This is a genomic window from Ekhidna sp. (assembly GCF_039960695.1).
Classification (GTDB): domain Bacteria; phylum Bacteroidota; class Bacteroidia; order Cytophagales; family Cyclobacteriaceae; genus Ekhidna.
On sequence record NZ_JBDVKP010000013.1, the window covers coordinates 118,517 to 142,248 of the forward strand.

Below are 23,732 nucleotides of genomic sequence, written 5' to 3' on the forward strand. Positions count from 1 at the left end.
TTAGTTGGTGACAAAACTAAACAGCTAGTGAATTATAGTCCGGTATGGTTAGCCGGACTTTTTTTGTTTCACGGGTTTACTCACAAACTTACTATCTGCAATAATGAACCTCCAGGGTTTTAACGCATCTTCTTCTGCATATTCTACACCAATTCGAGTATCGGATAAAATCTCCACTTTTTCTTTCGGGCTACTACCAACGATCCAAATTTGATTGTCACATAAGTCTTCACCTGTCATCTTCACATGAATCCCCATCGCTTGAGAAAGCGTACCTGGTCCCGAAGTAAGTTTGGCTTTTGTGAAATTTCTCCTTTCTTTCATTATATCAATACCTTGAATTGGCTCCAAGGCCCTTATTAGCACTGCATCAGCCTTTCCTTCCACATTTGTCACTACATTAAATAGGTGATGGATGCCATAGCATAGATAGACATAGGCTCTTCCACCTTCACCATACATAATCTCGGTTCTAGGTGATCGCTTGCCGTTTGCATGGCAAGCTTTATCTCCTCTTCCGCAATATGCTTCTGTCTCTACTATTTTACCAGCAGTAAAATACCCGTCTATTTGTGTAACGAGCACTTTTCCCAACAAATCTTTTGCTATTTGAACGACATCTGGCTTTTGATAAAACGATCTCGGGAGTTTTTCGTAAACGGATGTATTAATTTCGAAAACCATAAAAACCTTTAAACTATGAAAAGAATCACAAATCTAATCGCACTATGCGTGTTAGTTACTTTTGGTGCAACAGCACAAATCAACACTCCACAGCCAAGTCCGGCAGGATCTGTAAGCTCTACAGTAGGTCTCACTGAGATTTCTATTGATTACTTCAGACCTGGCAAAAAAGGACGAGAAATCTTTGGCGATGGTGATAAGTATCTTCAGCCATTTGGCCAGATATGGAGAACTGGAGCGAATGCTGGAACCATCATTACATTCAGTACAGATGTGAAAATTGCTGGTCAGGATTTGAAAGCTGGAAAATACCAAATTGTTTCTATCCCGGGTAGCGACGAGTGGCAAGTAATGTTCCACACTGAAATGATCGGTGGCAACATGGGCAACTACAAAGAAGAAAATGTAGCTGCCAAAGCAACTGTAAAGACTATGAAGCTCAGCAATTCTGTAGAGCGTATGACTTTCCAGATTTCTGATATTTCTGCTGACAATACATCAGCAAACATTCACTTTGCATGGGACAACATGTCCTTCAAGGTTCCTGTTTCAGTGGATTTTCACGCGTCTGTAATGAGTGACATTACTGCAAAGACTCAGGTAAATCCGCAGAACTATGTTGCTGCAGCAAACTATTATTTGAATTCTGGAGAAAATCTGGAGCAAGCTTTGGAATGGATGAACAAGTACCTTTCAATGGGTGAAAACTCAGGACAGTTCTGGCATGTACACACAAAAGCACAAATTCTTGCTAAAATGGGAAATAAGAAAGAGGCTATAGAAACTGCTAAAGATTCCATGGAAAAAGCGAAAAACTTCGCCCAGGGAGATTTCGGCTATATCAAAAGAAACGAAGACTTAATTGCTTCTTTGAAGTAATTATTGGACAAGTAAGAATAAAAAGCGTGGGCTTAGCTCACGCTTTTTTTATTTCCTATCAATCCTTGCAGGATTATACTCAAAACTATTGTGCCTCCACAACCAATGAGATTATACCAAAGGTAACTTAGAGAGAATACTCCCGCCTCAGTCATGAAGTGTACAATAATGACGCTAGTTTGTGCAATAATTGCCGCTATAAATACTGGATTGCCTTTTACCCACTTAAAGAAGAACGCTACCAGAAATATACCCAAGACAGTTCCATAAAATATGGAGCCCACAATGTTGACCGCCTCGATTAGATTTTCTGAATTTTTCGCCAAAATGGCAAAGAGAATGGCCAGTACTCCCCAACCTAGGGTAAGCAACTTAGAGGTATTTAGGTAATGATGATCTGATGCTCCCTTATTGATTGCTCGTTTATAAAAGTCAACCGAAGTGGTTGAAGCCAATGCGTTCAGCTCAGACGAGGTAGATGACATGGCTGCCGAAAATATTACTGCAATTAAAAGACCTATTAGCCCATGGGGAAGGTAGGTGATAATAAATGTCAGGAATACATAGTCCGAATCCTTCGTTTCCAAAGTTTCATCGGCCTTCAGTATGACTTCTTTCGCTTTCTGTCGCAATTCTACAGACTTAGCATCAGCTATCTTGAGTTGATCTGCAAATACAGTTCGTTGTTGTTCTGAAACAGATTCGTTCGTTAATCCTTGTGCAGCCACCCTTCGCTCCTCCAAAGCATGTGAATATTCATGAGTGATAATCTCAAACTCTTCTGCATATTCTGAGTTCTCCACTATTTCTACAGAAGCTTCTTTAAAGTGAATAGGTGGGTTGTAGAAGATGAAGAACACGTAGACCATTACACCTACAAATAGGATAAAAAACTGCATCGGAATCTTAAGGATGGCATTGAACATCAAACCCATTCTACTCTCGGCAGCACTTGTACCTCCCAGGTAGCGCTGAACCTGAGACTGATCAGTTCCAAAATAAGAAAGCTGTAGGAAGAACCCACCGGCCAGACCTGACCATATGGTGTATCGTTCACCAGCATCCATGCTGAAGTTGACTGCTTCCAATTTTCCCAAATTTCCCGCAATCTCCAATGCACCCCCAAAGGAAGTGTGATCACCGATATATCCTAATGTCACAAAAAAGGCCGCAAACATTCCTGCCATAATTACGGCCATTTGTTGCTTTTGCGTAATTGATACTGCCTTAGTACCTCCAGATACCGTATAGATAATCACCAAAATACCTGTCCCCAGGATTGTGGCTGTAAGGTTCCAATGGAGAATTGATGATATAATAATAGCAGGAGCATAGATCGTAATACCTGCTGCCAGACCTCTTTGTACAAGAAAAATAGCTGCTCCTAAATATCTCGTCTTGAGGTCAAATCTTTTTTCTAAAAATTCATACGCTGTATAAACTTTAAGCCGATAAAATATAGGTATGAAAACAGCCGAAACTACTATTAAGGCAATTGGAAGTCCAAAATAATTTTGAACGAAGCCCATCCCACTTTCATAGGCCTGACCTGGTGTGGAAATGAATGTTATCGCACTAGCTTGTGTAGCCATCACTGAGAGTCCAATAGTGCCCCATTTCATGGAGTGCCCGCCGAGAAGATAACCCTCAATATCTTTTTGCCCTCTTGTCTTATAAACACCGTAGGCTACAATAAAGAGCAATGTGCCAAACAGCACAATCAAGTCAAGGTTGTTCATTTAGTATGCCGAGCTAAAGAAGTGAAATAAAAAGATAAGCACAGCCAACCATGCCGCAACAAAAATGTATAAGAATCGCCATTTTTTAAAGAATGGCGGCTTATCAATGTTTCTTTCTGATATCAATTCTGTCATTTACCCAATGAAATTAAGTTTACAAAAATCCTATATGCGCCCGGAACTCCCGCTGGCAGCTCTCTAAACCAGCTATAGCCAGAATACACATAATACCCTTTTCCATATTTTGCGACGAGTAGGCCGCCTGTTTTTGGACTTTCTCCCGGATCATTACTTTTAAGAATTGGTGTGAATTCCTCTGACCATTCATTTGGGAAGTACAAGCCTCTTTCTTGTACCCACCCTTCAAAATCTTTATCAGTGATTCTATTTGGAGCATTCATCACGGGATGATCAAACCCTATGATTTCTACTGGTGCCTGTTCCACCGCCACTCGATCTCTTGACAACTTGAGGTCATAAGGCGCAATATCTTGTGTGACTAATCTGTGACTAGTGTTGTACTGAATTATGAGGTTCCCTCCATTTTTTACGTACTCAAAAAGCTCTACGTTCTTATAAGAAAGCCAAGCCACGGTATTAAACGCACGAATTCCGAGAATAACCGCATCGTATTTCTTTAAATTTTCAGATGTAATATCATCCTTATTGAGTGTGGTTACTTCATATCCAATCTGCTCCAGATTTTGAGGTATTGCATCACCAGCTCCATCAATGTAACCGATTTGATTGCCTCTTTTCTCAAGATCCAACCTCACAACTTTTACTTCAGCATCCGGGTAAAGTGTTTGCTTGGGAATGTGATCATAGTCTATGATTGAAAGACCCTTTTTATAAGATTTACCGTCAATTGAGGTTTCTACTGAAACGATTCCTTCTGATGCTTCTTTGGGTGGTGTAATGATGAATGTGAAAACCTGCTCCTCTCTCTTTTGGGATAACTCAAATTTGTAATTGTCGGGAGTAACATTCCATCCATTTGGAGCATTTAGAGATACACTTCCACTGCAATTATTTTTTCCCGCGATGACTCTTATATCTACAGATTTAGAAGCGTTATCACCAAATACAAGCACACCTCCAGATATATTTGTCATGACAGGTGGTCCTATGGTAATTGGCTCTGTCACTTCCCCGTCAACAGGATCCGTACGCTTGAAAACAACGGGAACGTTCAATGTGATAGGTGTGCCGCTCAAGGAGATCATTACTTCACCAAAAATTGCTGGGTCATTTTCAGGTTTACCAATCTGCTCTTGATCCGTCACCTGATACATACCTAGCTCTCCTTGCTCTTTCAACCAGTAAGGATGCGCGTATTGCGTTCCAGGAGGAATGATAAAATTCATTTCAGAGTTAAAACGTTTGTTATTAAGGAGTTGCGCTTTAAATGATATTGGATTCACCCAATTCATAAACTTCACCTGGTCAATCTGAATTTCTGTTTTGCTACGATTGACAGCTTCCAAACCAATGGATATGGAATCACCAATCGCATAGTTTGGATGATCTGCGCGTAATGATAAATAGAGACCAGAGGCAGCGACAATTAGCTCATCAATCTCATTCTGTTTAATTTTTTTCCAGAAATTATCCTTAATTTTTTCCAATGCATTTCGAGCTCCCATCAGTGGCTCAATAATTAGTGATGGATCATTTTCATCATATACCTGAATAGCCTTTTTGATGAAGAAAGCTACCTCTTTAGAGCCCTTTACGCGTTCCCATGAGGTATCTACACCTTCAAATACTGTTTCACCTTCATCACCTCCCCATTGTTGCAAATATTCTATTTGATCACCACGAGAGCCCGATGAACCAAACCCTTGACTTTTGTGCATGCTTCTACTTTTTGCTGCCATTTCAGTATAGGATTCTCCAAGCAAAGGATTATAACCTCCCACATTAAGTTTGATTAATTTGGTGGTGTCTTGATCTGAATTTCTAAACCACCACCAGCCGGTGTTCCAAAAGATTTTTTTGGGTTGCCAGGTTTCTACATAAGTCAGTTGCTCTGGGAAAGCTTTGCTGTCACCGCTCAACTCAAATGCTTCTCGCGCCAGGATAGCGCTTGCCGTGTGATGCCCGTGGGATCTCCCGGTATCACTAAAACGTGTAATAATTACATCAGGCCTAAACTTCCTAAATGCCCAAACAAAATCAGCCAGGACTTTCTCACGATCCCAAATATTAAATGTCTCATCAGGGTTTTTAGAATATCCGAAATCGTTAGCTCGAGAGAAAAACTGTTGTCCTCCATCCGTTCTTCTTGCGGCCAATAGTTCCTGAGTTCTGATCAAGCCAAGCTCTTCTCTGATCTCTGGGCCAATTAAATTCTGGCCTCCATCTCCGCGTGTTGCTGATAAATATGCAGTTCGCATTAATTCGCCGTTTGCATAGTAGGCAATCAGCCGCGTGTTTTCATCGTCGGGATGTGCTGCAACATAAAGTACGGTTCCTAAAACATTTAATTTTTCAAGTTTTTGGCGAATATCTCCTGGCCTGTTAGATCTTGGCTCTTGGGCAAACAGACTTAAGGACAGAGCTAGTAATAAGTAGCTCAATAATGCATGGGTTTTCATAGAAAGGTTTTCGTTGCGCAATTGTTACGGGATAAAAGCCGGAAAGTTATGCGAATTGTATGAGCGGTAGAAAAGTTAGTAATCTTTAGTCTTCAGAAATTTTCTCTAGATTTAGATTACCAAACGCCTAGTTATTGAAAGCCTTAAAATATGCCCCCAGCTGCTATATAGGGAGTGATGAAGAAAGTGTCGCTTCGGTAATTAATATTGGCTATTTTCTACTTCCTATATTCCTCATTGTGGTCCTTATCCGCCAACTGATACAAGGTGATATTGATTTGGCAATTGTCATTGGCGTCAGTCTTTTTTTTAGTCTTTATGTTCGCCATCAGTTCTTAAATGGGCATTTGCGACGATCAGTCGTGTCCGTGGTGATTTTTTTCAATCTTCTTTTGACCGTTGCATGTTCGCTGGGCAATGGCATCAATGACATTGGTATTATTGGCTACCCTATCATTATTGGATTTTCAGGAATCACTCTGGATCAAAAGAAACTCGCAATGACGTCAACCTTAAGCATCATTGGGATCGTTTGGCTTGTTGCCGCCGAACGATTTGATATTTATGAATCAATTCCTGTTCCCATAGGAAGTGGTGGTGACTTTTTAGTATCCTCACTTCTAATAATCATTGGTGGCTTTGTCGCTTTTAGTCTCACCAGTAATATGAAACGGGCGCTGAAATCAGCACAAAACGAAATTTTTATAAGTAAAAATGATGCAGAGAACCTTGAAAGGGAATCAAATGAGAAACTTGAAATAATTGAAGAAATTCACCGTGCTGTCATCAACAGTCTTCAGCATATTCAGCAGCTCATTGCACACAAGCAAAACAATGCGAAAGAACTAACTCCAGTTTATACCAGTCTGAAAAGAAAAGTGTTGGTAATAGAGGTTGCTCATAACATTCTCCTTTCGGATCAAGCTCCAATTATGCTGGACATTCGAGAATTGACTCGTCAACTTTTAAATGAATATGAAAAAGATTTAAAATCCCCAGCAATTCACATTGATGCCGGAAATATCTCACATTTGGTACGTCTAGATTTGGCAATAAACTATGGGATTTGTCTTCTGGAGCTAATCAATGAAGTAGATAACTATGATAATGAAATGTTGAGGGCAAAACTGACAATTGCAAAAGAGACAATCAACGTAAAACTCACTGGGTTTAAGACAACTAATGAGCAGCAAGGGATAGTTATCGAACTATTAACTAAGCAGTTGAAAGGCTCATTGATTAAGAACACTTCCGAATATCACCTGACATTTCCAAACGAATAAAATAATGAGGTCAATTTGGCTACCATATGATGAATCGCTAGATGAGTACTCTCAAAAGGAAGTCACAAACCTTATGCGCACTTTCCTATTTATCATTCCTGGCATAGCTGTGATACTTGCTTCGCTTGACTTCATTTTCGGATATACCAGTATTGCATTAACCACTCTTTCAGTACCTTTTTTTTGCTGGGCTTCCATGTATTTTCTGAACAGGGGGCAAATAAATTCTGCAATGATTATCATCACCACTTTGATGATCATAGCCACAAGTATCATATGTTTTCTGGGAGCTGGGATACATGAAGTTGGGATAATTATCTTCCCTGTAATTGTATTTTTCTCGAGTTTGGTAATGAACGTGAAAGGCGTAATAATCACATCATTTATTGTGGTAATATGTCTGATCCTGATAGTTATTGAAGAACAGCTTAATATTTTTCCTAGTTACGCTCCAATAACAAAGTGGGTAGACTTAACAGTTGCACTTTCTGTTTTGATTATTCATACTTTCATGACTTTTAGTTTTTCAAGTATCACAAAAAATAATCTTTTGAGAATCCGAGATGAATTAGAAAACCAAAAAAAATATAAATCTGAAATAGCAGAAAATCTTGAAGAGAAAACTGAACTTCTCAGATTAGTGCATCACCGTGTGAAAAACAACTTGCTACTCATCAATAGCTTAATTGAGTTGGAAACCTACGGTAAGCCTGATGTCAAGGAAGAGATGAGTGAAATAGCAGACAGTATTCATACCATAGCCAGAGCTCATGATCCACTATATCATACCGATGACTACAAGCAGGTCTCAATAAAGCCCTATCTAGAAAAACTGATTGCTACTTTCGCACAATCCAGAACAATTAAAGCTTTGAATGTGGAATTTGAAGATTGCCTAATATTTCATGAAAAAGCTCTTCTACTTGGTATTGTTTTACAAAAACTACTTTCTAGCATTATGTCACTTGAAACGATGGATTTAGGTATTGTCCTTAAAAGCAAAGGACTAAATCATGAACTGGAGTTATTTGCGAATAATCAAAAGACTATGGCTTTGGAGGATAGTTCTTTAGCAGAATTACTCACCCAGCAGATCGGAGGAAAATTAATGATTACAAAAAATAAGATTGGAATTTCCTTTCCAGCAGAAAGCTAAATCGATTTTAAAATTATCCGAGTTTGCTGAAATCTTTTACGTCTGCATCCGTCTTCAGAATTCGCTGAAAGATGCTATTTAAATCATCAAAATCCCATGGTTTAGTCACAAAATCGTGAATACCAAAATCTCCAATAGTTTCATATAGATCAGCTCTTTTTATAAAACCGCTAAGAATCATTCGTTTGATATCCGGCTTGAAAGTAAATACATCTTTCAAAAGCTCTACCCCAGACATATGAGGCATTCTGTGGTCTGTTACAATCAGGTCTATTTTTTCCTTTTTGATAATTTCAAGTGCCTCATGTGGGCCTAAAGCAGTGTGAACATTATAAAGTCTTCTAAATGTAGATTTAAACCCTCTAAGATTTGGCATCTCATCATCAACATAGAGTATGGTATACTCTTTATCTACTTTATTAGCTTGTCTAGCAGCTCTTCTTGCGGCTCTGCGTTCTGCTCTTTCTTCTGCTGTAAGTGTTTCCATAAGCACTAATTAGGTATTACAAAAATACAAGAATTAACGAGTATCATGTATCTATTTTTTGTTAGGTAAAATACTTATTCTGTAGCGTTTCAAAATAATAACAAGCATTATGAATTAGCACTTTGAACCGACTAAAAGAATTCTTCGTAAGCATAGGTATGAAAAACTTACACTATCCTTTATTGATCGTAACACTTTTCTGTTGCTCATTTACACAAGAAAACAATGCTCAGCAACCAAGTTGCGAGTGGTGTGGTGCAACTGAAGCTCCTTCCAATATTACATCTAGCACAACTATAGCTGACTCAAGTGAAAAAGGGGAACGTATAAAAATCAGTGGAACAGTATATCAACCCGATGGTCGTACACCAGCCGGTGATGTTATTCTTTATGTATATCATACAAATACGGAAGGCGTATATCCTAAAAAGGGCAATGAAACTGGAAATGGTAGAAGACACGGATATCTTAGAAGTTGGATTAAAACTGGAAGCAACGGCAACTATAGTTTTGAAACAATCAAGCCTGAGCCTTACCCTGGCAGAACTGTACCGGCACATATTCACATCACAGTAAAACACCAATCAAAAAAAGAATATTGGTTAAAAGATTTCTTCTTCTACGGGGATAATCTCCTTTCCGAAAAAGACATCAAAAATGAAACTGGAGAAGACAGATTTAATCATGTCATTCGCCTGATAAAACAAGGGGAATTACTCGCTGGAAAAAGGGATATTCTTTTAAAGAATTAACCTGCCAGCTTCAAGGTGAAACTGAAAACGGTTCCTTTACCCACTGGATTATCTTCTACCTCTAACGACCCGCTATTTTGAGAGATGAGATCATTGCAGATGAATAGTCCTACACCTGAACTTTTCTCATTTTCAGTGCCCGGACGTTTGTTGTCTTTCTTCATTTCAAATAGGTTTTCCTTCATTTCCTGAGGAATTCCAATTCCTGTATCAATAAATTTTATAAGTATTTCTGAAGATCTCCTTTCAATGTTCATGGACACATTACCACCCTTCTCGGTAAATTTAACACCGTTAGAAAGTAAGTTTCGTAGAACCACTTTCAAAGCATTTTTATCAAATAAGCAAACTGCTTCGAGATCGCCGTTGATGCTAAAGTTCAAATCCTTAGCTTCTATATTGGGTTTCATCTGATTTACTACAGGATCAATAATCGTCTTCAGTACAATCTCTTCTTGTTCAATCCGCTTATTTTGGGAGGCCGCATGTCCCCACTCCATCAACTCATCGAGCATTTGAATGGTATGATCAACTCCTTTATCTATTGTACTCATAAACTCTTTGGCCTGGTCAATGCCCACTTGATCCTCCCTAACAAGAGTGATCACACTCTTTAAATTACTCATAGGCCCGCGGATATCGTGACTTACAATTCGAATCAGCGTATCTCTTAATAAGCTTGCTCTTGTGATTTCTGAAGTCTTCTTATCTACTCGTGTTTCTAAGTCTCTATTAAGCTCTTGATTCTCCTTAAATGAGCTTGCGAAAATTTCAGATAGGGCTACAGATTGGAAAAAAATAAATATCACGAAACCAGTATTAACTAGATTAGGCCCGGCATCAATAAAAACTATTCCAGCTATTTTAAGCAACTCTGCAATGACAAACATGAAGCAAAGAACTGTTCCAGTGAGCACATACATTGCACCTACTTTTTTGTTCAAAACTGCCTTTATCAAAATGATATACATCAGAACATAGGATCCAAGTATTACTAAATGATATGCATCAAGGGTATGATAAAAGAAATCGTATGAAGTAAACAAAACGATTACTAAAAAGACGCCTGCGATGGCAACGAATACTTTGACATACTTTTTAAGACTTACGAGTGGATATAAGGCGTAGCTGAAGAGAACTGAAAGTGGAGCTCCCATATAGCTACTGAAATATTCTATCTTTCTCCCAAGATTTAATGATAGCTCTGGAAAAAATGAATAAAAAACCATTGAGCCATCGTCAACCAATGTTGCCCTAAGAAAAATGAAAAATGACATAAGTCCCAGAAATAGGTAATACCTTCTTCTGACCTGACTATATAAGACTAGATTGTACGCCGCAAAAATTGCAATACTACCTATCTCCATCAATTCAATCTGATGTTGCATAAACTTTCTTTATAGCTGAGTTTAGAAGTAATTAAAGAATCTGTTCGAAAATAGTCAATAGGCTGTCGTAAATTTTCGACCATTCGCTTTCATATCTACATATTTCTATATCTTTAGCTATCCTCAAAAGTTCGAATTATGTCAATGTACTGTCTTGCCTGGAAATACAAAGTATCATCAAATCAAGCCAAATTTGAAGAAGAATATGGCCGTAATGGTGGCTGGTTTAAGTTTTTTGAATCTTCAGACGATTACTTAGGTAGTGAGCTAATGAAGCACGCAGATGGGAAAACATATATCCTTATTGACAAGTGGATGTCCAAGGCAGACTATCAAGACTTTATCGACGAAAATAAAGCTGATTACGACCAGCTTAATGATCAAAACAAAGCATTGTATGAAGAAGAAGAAGACCTTGGAGAATTTGACCTAATGCAATAGGCTCCAACTCTTTTTTCCTTACTGCGTTTGAGATTGGAGAATTAAAATCCAACTCAATCATGAAATCAACACTCAAAATCACTAGTATTCTAGGGCTTATTGCTCTATTTATTTTTTCATTTATCTCTAAACCTGTAGAAATTACCGCTGAGGAAGAAGCTGTTAAAAAGGTAGTATTTGAATCCTATGTAAATGGCGCATTCAACGAATTAGATGCAGAGTCCATGGAAAAAGGTTTTCACAAAGATTTTTCTATCTATACCGCAAAGGGAGAAGAAATAAGCAAGTACCCAATTGCTGATTGGGTTGCTGGAGTAAGGAAAAGAAAAGCAGGCGATTACGATTCAAAAAATGAAAAAAACGTTTGGGATCATAAATTCGCCATCCTGGACGTAACAGGAGGAGCAGCCCAAGTCAAAGTTGAATTAAGAAATCAAGGTAAGCATGTATATACCGATTACTTAAGCTTATTAAAATTTGAAAGTGGATGGAAGATCGTCGCCAAAGTCTATCACAAACATTAAAAACTCAAGCTCTGATTTTCAGGGCTTTATTTTTATCCTATGGAAATTAGAAAAGCCAAAAGAGCAGATGTGGCATCTATAGTTGCTTTGCTTGCCGATGATAAACTGGGTAGTAAACGAGAAATGTATATTGATCCGTTACCTCAAGCGTATTATGATTCTTTTACCCAAATTGATCAAGATCCTAATCAGTATTTAATAGTAGCCGAGGAAGATGAAGAAATCATTGGAACGGCACAACTTTCTTTCATTCCATATTTGACATATCAAGGAGGGATTCGTTCTCAAATCGAAGCTGTGAGAATAAAATCTGACAAGCGAGGAACTGGACTTGGCGAAACACTTTTTAAATGGATGATTGGCAAAGCGAAAGAAAATGGTGCACACTTACTTCAATTAACCACAGATAAGCAAAGGACTGATGCCGTACGATTCTATGAAAAACTAGGATTCAAAGCCACTCATGAAGGAATGAAAATGCATTTTTAAAAGCTACTTTTACTCCTATATGGTACTATTAAGTGGTCTTGCATCGGAAGTCAATTTATTATTGATAATCAGCCTTCTGATTGTTGTTTTAGGCCTAATCCTTAGACGATTCAATCAACCATATATAATCGCTTACATTTTATCAGGAATCATTCTCGGGCCGCATGGGCTGGCCATTGTGACTGACATTACCATTGCCCAGCATTTAGGAGATATTGGACTTATCATACTGATGTTTTTCATAGGTATGGAAATTTCCCTACCAGATTTTCTTAAGCGCTGGAAAGTTGCATTCTTTGGTACGGGTATGCAGGTTGTTTTCAGTGTAATTCTTATGTATATCCTCGGGACCTTTTTAGATTGGTCTTTCAATCGAATGGTTCTACTTGGGTTTATTATCTCAATCAGCAGTTCCGCTGTGGTAATTAAATTAATCCAAGATCAGACTGACCCTACGAGTAAGACCAGCCAGAATGTAATAAGCATACTTCTCACCCAGGATATACTTATCGTTCCAATGATCATTGTACTCTCGTTGCTCGGAGGAGATTCATTGGATGTAAAACAAGTTGCGCTTCAGATTACGGGAGGTATCTTGATTATTATCACTATGATTTATCTGATCAAGAAACAAAAAATCAAGTTGCCTTTCGAAAAAATTCTTAGTGACGATCATGAACTGCAAATTTTCGCAGGACTCATCGCATGTTTTGGCATTGCATTGTTAACATCTTTATTCGAATTATCGGCCAGTTTAGGTGCCTTAGTTTCAGGGATTTTAATCAATGCTTCTGACTCAAATAAATGGCTTCACGACAGCTTGCATTCTTTTAGGGTAATCCTCATCTCAATATTTTTCATTTCGGTAGGTATGCTCATCAATCTAACCTTTCTAAAAGAGCATTGGCTCGCCGTGTCTCTTTTGGTACTTATTGTTTACATATCCAATCACGGAATTAATGCAATATCGCTCAAGCTTCTTGGGAACACCTGGAGAGAGAGTCTGATAGGCGGCTCATTCCTCGCTCAAATCGGGGAATTCAGTTTTGTGCTTGCTACCATTGGCCTACAACAAGGCATCATTTCTAACTATGGATATCAAATTACCATTATCGTCATCGCGATTACTATTTTCATAAGTCCATTTTGGGTTTTATTAACTCACAAAACCATTGGAATAGTTGAATAATAATTTTCCTTCCAACGCAAGTTTTTTTTTCAAAGAGCATCCAAATGCTAACCCCCTAAACTGTTCTTGAGCAGGGTTGTGCGTCTAGTTTTACTACGTCAACTATCAACTCGTGAAAGAAGCAGACTTCAGGGATATCGTAAATGAAAACCAAGATCGTGTGTATAATACATGTCTGGGGTTTATGAAAAATGCAGTAGAGGCTCAAGATATGGCTCAGGAAGTCTTCATACACGTATATCAAAACATTGCCAAGTTTAAAGGTGACTCTAAACTTAGCACATGGATCTATCGGATTACCACCAACAAATGCTTGGAAGAAATACGACGGAAAGGTCGTAAGAAAAGATCCGCACAGCTTTCGGATATATCAGACGAAGCAATTCAAAATCAAGCACCCGATTTTTTTCATCCCGGTGTAGCTATGGAAGACAAAGAACGAGCAGCTATTCTTTTTGAGGCCATTGAGAAATTGCCTGATCCGCAACGTGTAGCATTCACTCTTTCCAAAATCGAACAGCTCTCTTACGAAGAAATAAGTAAGGTTATGGAGAAAAGCATTAGTTCAGTAGAATCATTACTTTTTCGAGCTAAGAAAAATTTACAGAAATTGCTTACTCACTATTATGAAACCATCTAACATTCCAAGAGAAGTAGAGCTTACTTTGACCAGCCTTGATCGGCTAAGGAAAGCAAATGCACCTACAGGTTTCGCGAATGATTTGGTTTCAAGAATGATCTTTTCCCAAGATCAAGTAAGATGGATCAACAGAGCCAAACTAGCATTGGTGGCCATGGTGGCCATGGCAATCCTGAATGGAATACTTATGTATAAGAATCAGATCAACCAGCGCAGCGTGATGTTAGACTCCATCGCGCAAGAATACCACCTAACTGGAAACCTTTAGATGAAAAAAGCCACCGTCCGCCTAATTGTAATAGCCGTAATTGTGATGATCATCCTCAATGGAATTCTAATTTCATTACTGTGGACCAAGCAGTCTCCAACCAGGAAACAGATGCGACCTTCTATTTCTGAAGTCAATGAATTTATAATAAAGGAGATGGGGTTTGATGAAAAGACTGCCTCTGAATTCAGATCAATAGCAGCTCGTCATCATGAAAATCAACTTCTACATCAATTACGCTACCGAGAGATTAAAAGTCAACTGACCCGAGCAATGATTAATCAAAATCGGGAAGACGCTGAACTTTTACTCTCTGATCTACTAGAAGTTATAAAAGGCAAAGAACTAGAGCTTTACCGATTTTTTAGTGACGTTAAGAACATAACTAACGAAAAACAGCAAGTAGAATTCGGACGGATTTTTAGGGAAGCTACCGGAGCACCGGAGTATGAGAAAATCCCAATGAATGGAGCATCTAATCGCCCACCCCTCCCCAGACCATAGACTTAGCATATTTTAAATAACCCCGATCAATAATAATTGGTGTGGTGATATTATTATGATAGAGGCCACCTGTGCCTAATCCATGATAGATTCCATCCGAAGGATACTGACTTGCAAACTGGGCGATTGCATTCAACCCGATGTTTGATTCCAAATAGGAAGTAATCCACCATTCTATACCATGCATCTCTGCAAGATCAATCCATTCGGTTACTGATGCAAACCCTCCATGGAGTGTAGGTTTTAGTACCAAATACTGAGGTTTTAGTTCTTGCAAAAGATCTATACGATCCCTTGATGAGTGAATGCCTATCAACTCTTCATCCAAGGCAACGGGTATTTCACTTCTATTGCATATCAGCTCCATAGCCTCTGGCTGCATGGGCATAATGGGCTGCTCAATGGAATGAATATTAAATTCACTTAGTGCTTTTATTTTGGATAATACCTCATTTGTTTGAAATGCCCCATTGGCGTCGAGTCGAATGATTAAATTTTCAGAAATCCTCCTCAGAGATCGAATGATACGTAACTCAGAATCGAAATCCAGCGCTCCTACCTTCAGCTTTATGCAACTAAATCCCGCGTCAAGTTTACCCTTTATTTGCTCTTTCATGAAGGCCTCATCACCCATCCAAATCAGGCCATTTATTGGTAATTGAATTTTACTCAGGTCTTCTGTGAAGATGTGTTTTTGACCACCCCGTAGTATGTCTAGAAATGCCATTTCAAGTCCAAAACGGACACTTGGAATAGAAGAAGGTATCAATTTGGCCACTAATTCATACACCTCTTCCTTAGAAGAAGGCAACTGAATATTTTTAATTGTGTCTTCTAGTTGATTTAAAAACTCAGGTATCTCTTCAACTACTTCAGGACTTAACCTGTGAATGGGAGCCACCTCTCCTAAACCAGCAGTTCCATTCTCTCCATGAATTTTCAAAAACCATACCTTTCTATCTTTCATCTCTCCACGACTGGTGCGTGCAGAAAATTTAAAATCAAGGACATACGGTATAACTTCGAGGCGCATTATGGATTTAAAATTAGACGATTTTCTTTTTGAACTTCCTGAAGACAGGATTGCAAAACACCCACCGAAAGAAAGAGCTGATTCAAAGTTGCTCTATTATAATCAGGAGAATATTTCACATCACGAATTTAAAAGTATTGCATCGCTAATACCTGATCAATCACTGCTTGTTTTCAATGACACTAAAGTGATTCCTGCACGGATCATTATGCATAAAGAGAGTGGGGCTCGAATTGAAATATTTCTGCTTGAACCATTATTACCTTCCAAAGTCCATGAAGAAGTAATGAGCAGTTCGTCAGAATGTACCTGGAAGTGCATGATCGGAAATGCCAAAAAATGGAAGACGGGCACATCTCTTCATTTATCTTCACTTGACTTAGAAGCTATCCGAACTGCAAACGATGAGGTTACTTTCAGATGGGATCCTAACCTAACTTTCTCGGATCTTCTGACTGAGATAGGTAAAATACCTCTTCCTCCATATATCAATAGAGAAGTAGAAGAAGCTGATGAAGATCGCTATCAGACAGTGTATTCTAAAATGAAAGGTGCTGTAGCAGCACCAACTGCTGGACTTCATTTTACAACGGAAATAATTGAGGCCGTTAAAGCAAATGGCATCCAAACTGATTACCTGACCTTGCATGTATCAGCGGGCACTTTTCAGCCCATTAAAAGTGAAAACATCGCCGATCACCCCATGCACAATGAGCAGATTTGGGTAAGTAAACAAAATATTGAAAACTTGATCAACGCTAAAAAGGTAATTGCTGTCGGTACCACCTCAATGCGTACCATGGAAAGTATATATTGGTTCGGCGTAAAACTTCTTGAGGGAAAGTCCGATTTTTCAATTGAAAAAGATGATCCATATATTTTCAAGGCCAGGGATCGAACAGATGTTCTATGTGCAGTCTTAAGTCACATGAAGCAGACTGGGAAGGAAAAGATTGGCGGCCAAACCGAAATCTTCATTTACCCCGGATACAAATTTCAAATTTGCGACGGACTGGTCACGAACTATCATCTTCCGGGATCAACACTTATTCTACTTGTAGCCTCATTCATTGGGAGCGACTGGCGCAAGGTTTATCAATCTGCTTTGGAAAATGATTATCGTTTTCTAAGCTATGGAGACAGTTCACTCCTTTTACCTTAAGCCGATTTTACCTTCACACGTTGAGCCATGATGTAATCCAATGAAAACTTGCCGCTACCTGTAATTGCTACAAGGATCAGCAACACCAAAATTGACATTGCCATTGGAAATTCCATATAATTATCAGCTGTGAGCATCTGCTTGTAATTAAATATTACCGCACCAGCAAGTATCGGTATGTTCAATAAGCACATCCAACGAGTGATTGCTCCACACATCAAAATTATCCCACCAGCCATATGGATAAAAATAATAGCATGTGCTAAGTGTGCTGCCACAAAAATCCAGCCCACCGACTGAATGTTTGCTGTGAAACTGTCAAAGTTGCTCGCAAAAACAATTCCCTTATAAGTGATGAATCCACCCAAAGCAATGCGAAGAATATCTATCAAGAGAGGTGGCCGAATTGATTCGATTTTTTGAATGATACCCATGATTTTGCAGTTTGGTTACTCTTAATTTACTGAAAATCAGCTTTAAATGCAATTTGTTGGTGTTGATGGATGTTCCTTGCTTATTCATCGAATAGGGATAAAATACCCTGTTTAGGGTATTGATTCAGGAGCAAAAACCTACTTGCTTTGTATGTTCCAAACTGTTGCTACAACTGCTATGAGTCAAATAATTAAAAGCTTATCAATCCAACGTATACATGTTGAACTCGCTGGAAAATTGTTCTTGCTTGTTTTAATACTTGCGTTGTTGATTGGTTGAGATCGCTCTGTGTCACCGCACAAATACCGTTAAACATTAGAAGCGCCATCCGGCGCTTTTTTTATGCTTAGTTCTCAAACGGATTTTGCTATTTTCGTTGACCGTTTAATCATCCAAAGTATGCTCATATTCAAGCGCCTTCTAATTATTCTTCTAATATTGACTGTTTCATCCTATATCGGTCTTTCTTATTTCCTTTCCAATCGGGTATTGAATACGAATAGCTCATTTCAAAAAACATTGGATGATATTAAAAACTATTGGGATAAGAGCTATGAAGAAATGATCACACTGCTTCCTCCTCCTACTGACTTTAGCTTACAAAGTGAAGATAATATTACAATTAAGGGCAAATACTTTGCAGTATCAGATTCAGCTACCTGTCTATTCATTTTCGCACACGGATGGGCTCGTAGCTGGCAAAATATGCTCAAATACTATCCAATCGTGGATGAATGCGGATGTGATGTCATCATGTATGACCACCGAGCTCATGGAGAAAGCGGCGGTGAGTATCCTACTGGAGGTATCATGGAATCGAAGGACTTACTGAGCGTAACAGCGTGGGCTTCTCAAAACAAGCAGTTTACATGGAATCAGATCGCCTGGGTAGGTAGTTCATGGGGCGCTGGAGCTGCGATCATTGCAGGTGCAGATGACAGAAATCCAGCTTTTATATTTATCGACTCTCCATATCAAGATTGGTACACTGCCATTTTTGAAAGAGCAATCGAGGACTATGGGACATGGATCAACGGGATTGCTCCAGCAGTTATGTTATGGGTAAACACAAGAGCTGATGTCAATTACAAAGAAGCTAGTCCTATGGAAGCTATGAAGAGAGTGACCGAGCCGGTTTTTATGATTCACTCAAAATCAGACCCTGAGACAAATTCGCAACAATCCGTCAATATATCTCAAAACCTAAATAGTTTGTCGGAATTTCACCATACCGAATGGGGAAATATACATGTGATGGATGTGATTAGTAATAAAAAAGAGGTGAAAGAAATGCTGAAAAACTTTATCCAAAAAAATAATATTAGCGCATTTACAGGAGATGATAAAGCTGAATAACATCTGTTCATTCCCGCGAATGAACGATATTGTAGACTAAAATTTAAGACAATGCTTCTCCGAAGAATTAGACAAAAGCTTATGAAAAAGAATAGGTTTACCTCCTACCTCCTCTATGCATTAGGCGAAATTCTATTGGTAGTTATTGGCATCTTGATCGCAGTTATTCTCAACAATCGAAATAATGAATTCAAACTTGAAAAGGTCGAAAAACTTTCATTAATTCGACTGGCTGAAGACTTAAAAGATGATATAAGAAGATATGAATTCTTAGACTTTCGCTTGGAAGAGCGCATCAATAGATGCGACTCGACTCTTTACCTAATTGAAGATCAAAAAAGTGTTGCAGATCGATTAGGTATTATTTCTATCCATCAAATCAACTTCTTCCTTGTAGAAGCCAATACAACTACCTATGATGAAATGCTAAACACTGGGCGACTCTATTCTATGAACAACAAAGATCTGCGCGCAGCAATCATCCGATACTACCGAGATGTGAATAAATGGAGCACATATATCAAGCAAAATAATCAGCAATTAAGGACAATGATGACTCAACCAAACTTCAATGATTATTGGGTGATACAAGAATACATTTGGGGAGATAAAATGGTCAATATCGAAAAGTATCCTTGGGTATCAAATCGATATTCTCGTGAACTCAAGGATATTGAAGCACTTATTCAACAAGCAGAAGATGTGTTTAAATCCAATAAGGGAAACATTAGCTATTTAAAAGGAGAAGCAGAAACCCTTCTTTCACAACTAAACGAGTCTGAATGACTTAATCTTTTAAACCAATGTCAGACGCACATTATTCAGCTCCCGAAGAAAGACTCAATGTCCTTACTCACGGTTTCGGCATCCTTGCTAGCATTATTGCCATGATAGCTATGCTACTAAAATCTACTTCGTTTATTGAATCTTTCTCCACACTTATATTCAGCAGCAGCCTGATTCTCCTGTACGGTGCCTCCACATTTTACCATGCATCAAAAGATCAAAAGCTAAGAGCTAAGCTACGAATTCTTGACCATGCAGCCATCTACATCCTTATTGCTGGCACTTACACTCCTGTTTGCCTAATCACGCTTGAGGAGAATGTAGGTCACATATTATTGTTCGTCATTTGGAGTATCGGAATAGCAGGTGTTATTCTCAAATTATTCTTCACAGGAAGATATGACAGACTATCTACCGCCATGTATATCGCAATGGGATGGATTGCCATTTTCGCTCTTAAACCAATCCTAACGTCAATGGATACAGAAGGGCTATTATGGTTGTTATCTGGTGGTATCTTTTATACAACAGGAGCTGTACTTTACAGTATCCGATCAATCCCTATGAATCATGCAATTTTCCATGTTTGTGTTCTATTAGGGAGTTTCAGTCATTTTATGATGATTTATACCAGTATACTTTAGTCATTCAACGTAATACTTTGATCAGGTACGATTGTGTTTTAGACGAAACGTTGTAAATACATGATTTCTTAGACCATAATGCGGAATTGATTTTTTAATTTAATGGACTGATACTGCCAAATGAATCATTATTTGAAATGGATAATGGCATCTTTAATCGGTTGCTTCAAATCAAGCAAAATCATCGTTTCATTGATGAACGTGATTCTGTTGATGGCTATAGATGGCTATGGTCAGAGCAACCTTAATCAAAACAAGAGACTAAGCCAGCTAGTTCTGCGAAGTTGGAATACTGAAGACGGTCTTACTTCGGAGTCTGCAAATGATCTGATTCAGACGAAAGATGGATATATCTGGATTGGAACATATACGGGGCTTCATCGATTTGACGGTAAAAACTTCACACTATTTAATAATCAAAATAGCTCAATACCCTCTTCAAACGTGTTGAATTTAGAACTCAGCAAAAATGGGGAATTATGGATCGGCACTCTTCACGGTATTGCAAAATATGAAAACGGTGAATTTATCACGCCAAAAGAATTGGAAAAAGTAACAAGTTTCAGCATTGAGGAGCTGTTGATTACTAACTCTGACGAGCTTTGGTTTAGCACCAAGTCAAACCACTTATTCCGATATCACGATGGAACCCTTAATGAATTTACTCACATATTCGAAATAGGAAATAGTACTGTCAAAAGTATCTTAGAAGGTACAAATGGGGATATTTATTTCGGAACAGATGATTCTCAGCTTATTGTTTATTCCACATCGAAAGAAATAAAGAAAATTCAACTAAACTCCGACATCAATGGTGTAAATACTCTTTTTACCCATGATCATTTGATCTATATAGGTACAGGCCGAGGACTTTATGTTTGGAATTGTGGGCAAATCACAAAAAGTCCGATTCTTTCAAACACTACAATAAATACCTTGATTGTTGACGAAAATAGCACACTTTGGATCGGTACCATGAGAGGTCTTTTTCGATATCAAGAATCCACTAATCAGCTAGACTCACTCACTGAGGAAAGTGGAATGCCAAACAACATTGTTCAGGATTTACTTTTTGATCAACAAGGAAATTTATGGGTCGGAACTTATCGGAGTGGTGTCTTCTTTCTGGCAGACGGATCGATCACAAGTTTTACAAAAAACGATGGTCTTGCTACCAATATCATTAGTAGTGTGACCGAAATTGGAAATGAAACATTCTTACTGGGAAACGAAAATGGAGTTCTTAATAAACTGAAAAATGGTAGAATATCAACTTTCGAGCCACCTATGCCAATTCCTTCCGAACGATTAAAGAACCTTTTCACTGACAAAAATGGAAGGGTCTGGGTTAGCACTTATGGTGGACTTATTGTTTTGGATGGCGACAACAGCCGGCACTACAGCATAAGCAGCGGCTTTCCCGATAATTTTATTCGATTAGCTTATCAAACTAAGGATGGTGCCATTTGGGTTGGCACAAAAAACGCTGGCTTAATCATTTTCAATTCACTCAATGAGTGGCACCAAATAACTATCGATGATGGCCTCAGCTCTAATTACATTCTCTCAATAGAAGAAAATGAAAGTGGTGATATCATTGTTGGCACAATCAGCGGACTTAACATAATTAAAAACAGAAAGGTTGTTAAAACGGTCAAAGTAGAGGATGGTCTTCCCTCCAACTTTATGTTTGCTACACTTCATACATCAAACTATATCTGGATTGCTTCCAATGATGGTTTGACTGGCTACCGTGATGATAAAGTTGTCAACTTTAATACGGAGAATGGAATGACATCCAACATTGTATACGATGTACTGCTAGACCCAAACGGCACCTTATGGATGCCTTCCGAAAATTCCATACTGAGTGTTGAAATGAAAGATCTTGAAGCAGCTGCAGAAGACCCTTCCAGACAAATCAAAGTAAGACAGTTTGATAAAAGCTATGGAATGAAAAACAGCCATTGTTTAGGTGCGGTCCTCTCCTATTCTGACACTAAAGGTAATTTTTGGATTCCTACGCTTGGAGGAATTGTAAGACTTAATCCCGATGAGGTAAAAGTTCCAAATTTTAATCCAAAGACAATTATTGAGAATATTTATGCGGATAATCAACGCATTCCGCTTCAACAAAAGGTTCTAATACCATCTGGCACCAATAGACTGTTAATAGATTTTACTGGAATCAGCTATACGCAAACTGATTTGTTGCAGTTCAGATATCGCCTGGCGCCATTTGACAAGGAATGGGTATATGCGCTGGAAGATCGTAATGGCCTGTATACCAATCTTGCTCCCGGAGCATATACATTCCAGCTTCAGACCGGAATCGATGACAATTTTTTCACAGATGTACTTTCTCAAGAAATTGAAATCGAAGCGGCTTGGTGGCAAACCTTTTGGGCTAAAATTTTAATTGGATTCCTTATCGCGCTAATAACTCTTGTCATTTATTGGTTGCGTTTGAGATCACTTAAAGCTAACAATTTGAGGCTGGAAGAGACCGTTTCTGAGCGAACTACGGACCTTGAGCTGCAAAAACAAGAATTGAAGAAAGTCATAAAACAACTAAAGAGCGCCCAGGAACAGATGATTCAATCAGATAAGATGGCATCTTTGGGAATCCTAGCAGCAGGTGTTGCGCATGAAATCAATAATCCACTAAACTTCATTCAAGGTGGTGTAGAAGGGTTGGAACAAACATTGAAGCGAAGCAGGAAAATCAAAAAAGAAGAATACTCAGAATTACTAAAAGCTATTAAAGAAGGGATCTCTAGAGCATCCACCATCGTAAATAGCCTCAACGAATTCAGCCATTCGTCAGATAAAAAACTTGAACCTTGTGATATTTATCATCTCATTGAAAATTGCCTTACAATGATTCGCTATCGATTAAAGAATGGAATCGAACTTAGTAAGGAATTTGAAGATGAGAACGCACTGGTATTAGGAAACAATGGCAAGTTGCATCAAGCATTTCTTAATATTCTCACCAACTCCATTCAAGCAATTGATAAGAAAGGTAGTATCACCATCCGAACGAAAACAACGAACGGTGACATCTCTATTGAATTTATAGACTCAGGTCATGGAATTAAACCAGAAAATCTTAAGAAAATCACCGAACCATTCTTTAGTACAAAAGTGCCAGGGAAAGGCACAGGTTTGGGGCTTTCTATCACTTACGCTATAATTAATGAACACCGTGGATCTTTACGTTATAGCTCTGAATGGGGAAAGGGAACTACAGCGACAGTGAAACTCCCTTTGATCAAAGAATAGAATTTCAC

23 protein-coding genes are annotated in these 23,732 nt (G+C 38.5%); 16 read left to right on the forward strand and 7 right to left on the reverse strand.

Annotated features, from left to right (window positions below):
• Positions 1–48: 48 nt before the first annotated feature.
• The gene (locus ABJG98_RS09240; protein WP_348279219.1) at positions 49–684 is read right to left on the reverse strand and encodes a DNA-3-methyladenine glycosylase; all 636 of its coding nucleotides are present in this window, start codon (positions 682–684) and stop codon (positions 49–51) included.
• A gap of 15 nt (positions 685–699) precedes the next feature.
• On the opposite strand from ABJG98_RS09240, the gene ABJG98_RS09245 reads away from it, so the two are divergent.
• Positions 700–1,563, forward strand: coding sequence for a DUF2911 domain-containing protein (locus ABJG98_RS09245; RefSeq protein ID WP_348279220.1), 864 nt, complete (start codon positions 700–702; stop codon positions 1,561–1,563).
• A gap of 32 nt (positions 1,564–1,595) precedes the next feature.
• Here ABJG98_RS09245 and ABJG98_RS09250 read toward each other — a convergent pair whose 3' ends face one another.
• Complete coding sequence (locus ABJG98_RS09250; RefSeq protein WP_348279221.1) at positions 1,596–3,302, reverse strand: sodium:solute symporter; 1,707 nt, start codon at positions 3,300–3,302, stop codon at positions 1,596–1,598.
• A gap of 131 nt (positions 3,303–3,433) precedes the next feature.
• Positions 3,434–5,902: a PIG-L family deacetylase gene (locus ABJG98_RS09255; protein WP_348279222.1), complete on the reverse strand. Its 2,469-nt coding sequence runs from the start codon at positions 5,900–5,902 to the stop codon at positions 3,434–3,436.
• A gap of 134 nt (positions 5,903–6,036) precedes the next feature.
• On the opposite strand from ABJG98_RS09255, the gene ABJG98_RS09260 reads away from it, so the two are divergent.
• Both ABJG98_RS09260 and ABJG98_RS09265 read left to right on the forward strand, forming a co-directional pair.
• Positions 6,037–7,185 carry a hypothetical protein gene (locus ABJG98_RS09260; protein WP_348279223.1) on the forward strand — a complete coding sequence of 383 codons (1,149 nt, stop codon included), beginning with the start codon at positions 6,037–6,039 and terminating at the stop codon, positions 7,183–7,185.
• Between the two features lie 4 nt (positions 7,186–7,189).
• On the forward strand, positions 7,190–8,341 hold the full coding sequence (locus ABJG98_RS09265; RefSeq protein ID WP_348279224.1) for a histidine kinase dimerization/phosphoacceptor domain -containing protein: 1,152 nt from the start codon (positions 7,190–7,192) through the stop codon (positions 8,339–8,341).
• A 13-nt stretch (positions 8,342–8,354) separates the two neighbouring features.
• On the opposite strand, the gene ABJG98_RS09270 is transcribed toward ABJG98_RS09265, so the two are convergent.
• Positions 8,355–8,828: a response regulator gene (locus ABJG98_RS09270; RefSeq protein WP_348279225.1), complete on the reverse strand. Its 474-nt coding sequence runs from the start codon at positions 8,826–8,828 to the stop codon at positions 8,355–8,357.
• 158 nt (positions 8,829–8,986) lie between these two features.
• Between ABJG98_RS09270 and ABJG98_RS09275 the strand changes: the two genes are divergently transcribed.
• Complete coding sequence (locus ABJG98_RS09275; RefSeq protein ID WP_348279226.1) at positions 8,987–9,580, forward strand: intradiol ring-cleavage dioxygenase; 594 nt, start codon at positions 8,987–8,989, stop codon at positions 9,578–9,580.
• Here ABJG98_RS09275 and ABJG98_RS09280 read toward each other — a convergent pair.
• Positions 9,577–10,968 (reverse strand): sensor histidine kinase, encoded by a 1,392-nt coding sequence (locus ABJG98_RS09280; RefSeq protein ID WP_348279227.1) that lies wholly within the window; start codon positions 10,966–10,968, stop codon positions 9,577–9,579. The two genes, ABJG98_RS09275 and ABJG98_RS09280, sit on opposite strands and share 4 nt — an antisense overlap.
• 138 nt (positions 10,969–11,106) lie before the next feature.
• On the opposite strand from ABJG98_RS09280, the gene ABJG98_RS09285 reads away from it, so the two are divergent.
• From ABJG98_RS09285 to ABJG98_RS09315, 7 genes are all read left to right on the forward strand, one after another.
• Positions 11,107–11,409 (forward strand): hypothetical protein, encoded by a 303-nt coding sequence (locus tag ABJG98_RS09285; protein ID WP_348279228.1) that lies wholly within the window; start codon positions 11,107–11,109, stop codon positions 11,407–11,409.
• 59 nt (positions 11,410–11,468) lie between these two features.
• A complete protein-coding gene (locus ABJG98_RS09290; protein WP_348279229.1) occupies positions 11,469–11,933 on the forward strand; it encodes a nuclear transport factor 2 family protein in 465 nt (154 codons plus the stop codon).
• Between the two features lie 39 nt (positions 11,934–11,972).
• A complete protein-coding gene (locus ABJG98_RS09295) occupies positions 11,973–12,422 on the forward strand; it encodes a GNAT family N-acetyltransferase (RefSeq protein WP_348279230.1) in 450 nt (149 codons plus the stop codon).
• A 19-nt stretch (positions 12,423–12,441) separates the two neighbouring features.
• Entirely contained in the window at positions 12,442–13,611 is a 1,170-nt protein-coding gene (locus tag ABJG98_RS09300; RefSeq protein WP_348279231.1) for a cation:proton antiporter, read from the forward strand.
• 112 nt (positions 13,612–13,723) lie between these two features.
• Positions 13,724–14,251, forward strand: coding sequence for an RNA polymerase sigma factor (locus tag ABJG98_RS09305; RefSeq protein ID WP_348279232.1), 528 nt, complete (start codon positions 13,724–13,726; stop codon positions 14,249–14,251).
• Positions 14,238–14,519: a hypothetical protein gene (locus ABJG98_RS09310; protein ID WP_348279233.1), complete on the forward strand. Its 282-nt coding sequence runs from the start codon at positions 14,238–14,240 to the stop codon at positions 14,517–14,519. Before ABJG98_RS09305 ends, ABJG98_RS09310 begins: the two co-directional genes overlap by 14 nt.
• The gene (locus tag ABJG98_RS09315; protein WP_348279234.1) at positions 14,520–15,023 is read left to right on the forward strand and encodes a hypothetical protein; all 504 of its coding nucleotides are present in this window, start codon (positions 14,520–14,522) and stop codon (positions 15,021–15,023) included.
• Here ABJG98_RS09315 and menC read toward each other — a convergent pair.
• Positions 14,995–16,056 carry an o-succinylbenzoate synthase gene (menC, locus tag ABJG98_RS09320; RefSeq protein WP_348279235.1) on the reverse strand — a complete coding sequence of 354 codons (1,062 nt, stop codon included), beginning with the start codon at positions 16,054–16,056 and terminating at the stop codon, positions 14,995–14,997. The two genes, ABJG98_RS09315 and menC, sit on opposite strands and share 29 nt — an antisense overlap.
• Before the next feature lies 1 nt (position 16,057).
• On the opposite strand from menC, the gene ABJG98_RS09325 reads away from it, so the two are divergent.
• Positions 16,058–17,218: an S-adenosylmethionine:tRNA ribosyltransferase-isomerase gene (locus ABJG98_RS09325; protein WP_348279236.1), complete on the forward strand. Its 1,161-nt coding sequence runs from the start codon at positions 16,058–16,060 to the stop codon at positions 17,216–17,218.
• Here the strand turns inward: ABJG98_RS09325 and ABJG98_RS09330 are convergent.
• The gene (locus ABJG98_RS09330) at positions 17,215–17,652 is read right to left on the reverse strand and encodes a DoxX family protein (RefSeq protein WP_348279237.1); all 438 of its coding nucleotides are present in this window, start codon (positions 17,650–17,652) and stop codon (positions 17,215–17,217) included. The genes ABJG98_RS09325 and ABJG98_RS09330 overlap by 4 nt on opposite strands.
• A gap of 400 nt (positions 17,653–18,052) precedes the next feature.
• On the opposite strand from ABJG98_RS09330, the gene ABJG98_RS09335 reads away from it, so the two are divergent.
• The 4 genes from ABJG98_RS09335 (at position 18,053) to ABJG98_RS09350 (ending at position 23,724) form a co-directional block, all read left to right on the forward strand.
• The gene (locus ABJG98_RS09335; RefSeq protein WP_348279238.1) at positions 18,053–19,009 is read left to right on the forward strand and encodes an alpha/beta fold hydrolase; all 957 of its coding nucleotides are present in this window, start codon (positions 18,053–18,055) and stop codon (positions 19,007–19,009) included.
• 81 nt (positions 19,010–19,090) lie between these two features.
• On the forward strand, positions 19,091–19,795 hold the full coding sequence (locus ABJG98_RS09340; protein WP_348279239.1) for a DUF6090 family protein: 705 nt from the start codon (positions 19,091–19,093) through the stop codon (positions 19,793–19,795).
• A gap of 17 nt (positions 19,796–19,812) precedes the next feature.
• Complete coding sequence (locus ABJG98_RS09345) at positions 19,813–20,439, forward strand: hemolysin III family protein (RefSeq protein ID WP_348279240.1); 627 nt, start codon at positions 19,813–19,815, stop codon at positions 20,437–20,439.
• Positions 20,440–20,583: 144 nt separating this feature from the next.
• On the forward strand, positions 20,584–23,724 hold the full coding sequence (locus ABJG98_RS09350; protein WP_348279241.1) for a two-component regulator propeller domain-containing protein: 3,141 nt from the start codon (positions 20,584–20,586) through the stop codon (positions 23,722–23,724).
• Positions 23,725–23,732: the final 8 nt, after the last annotated feature.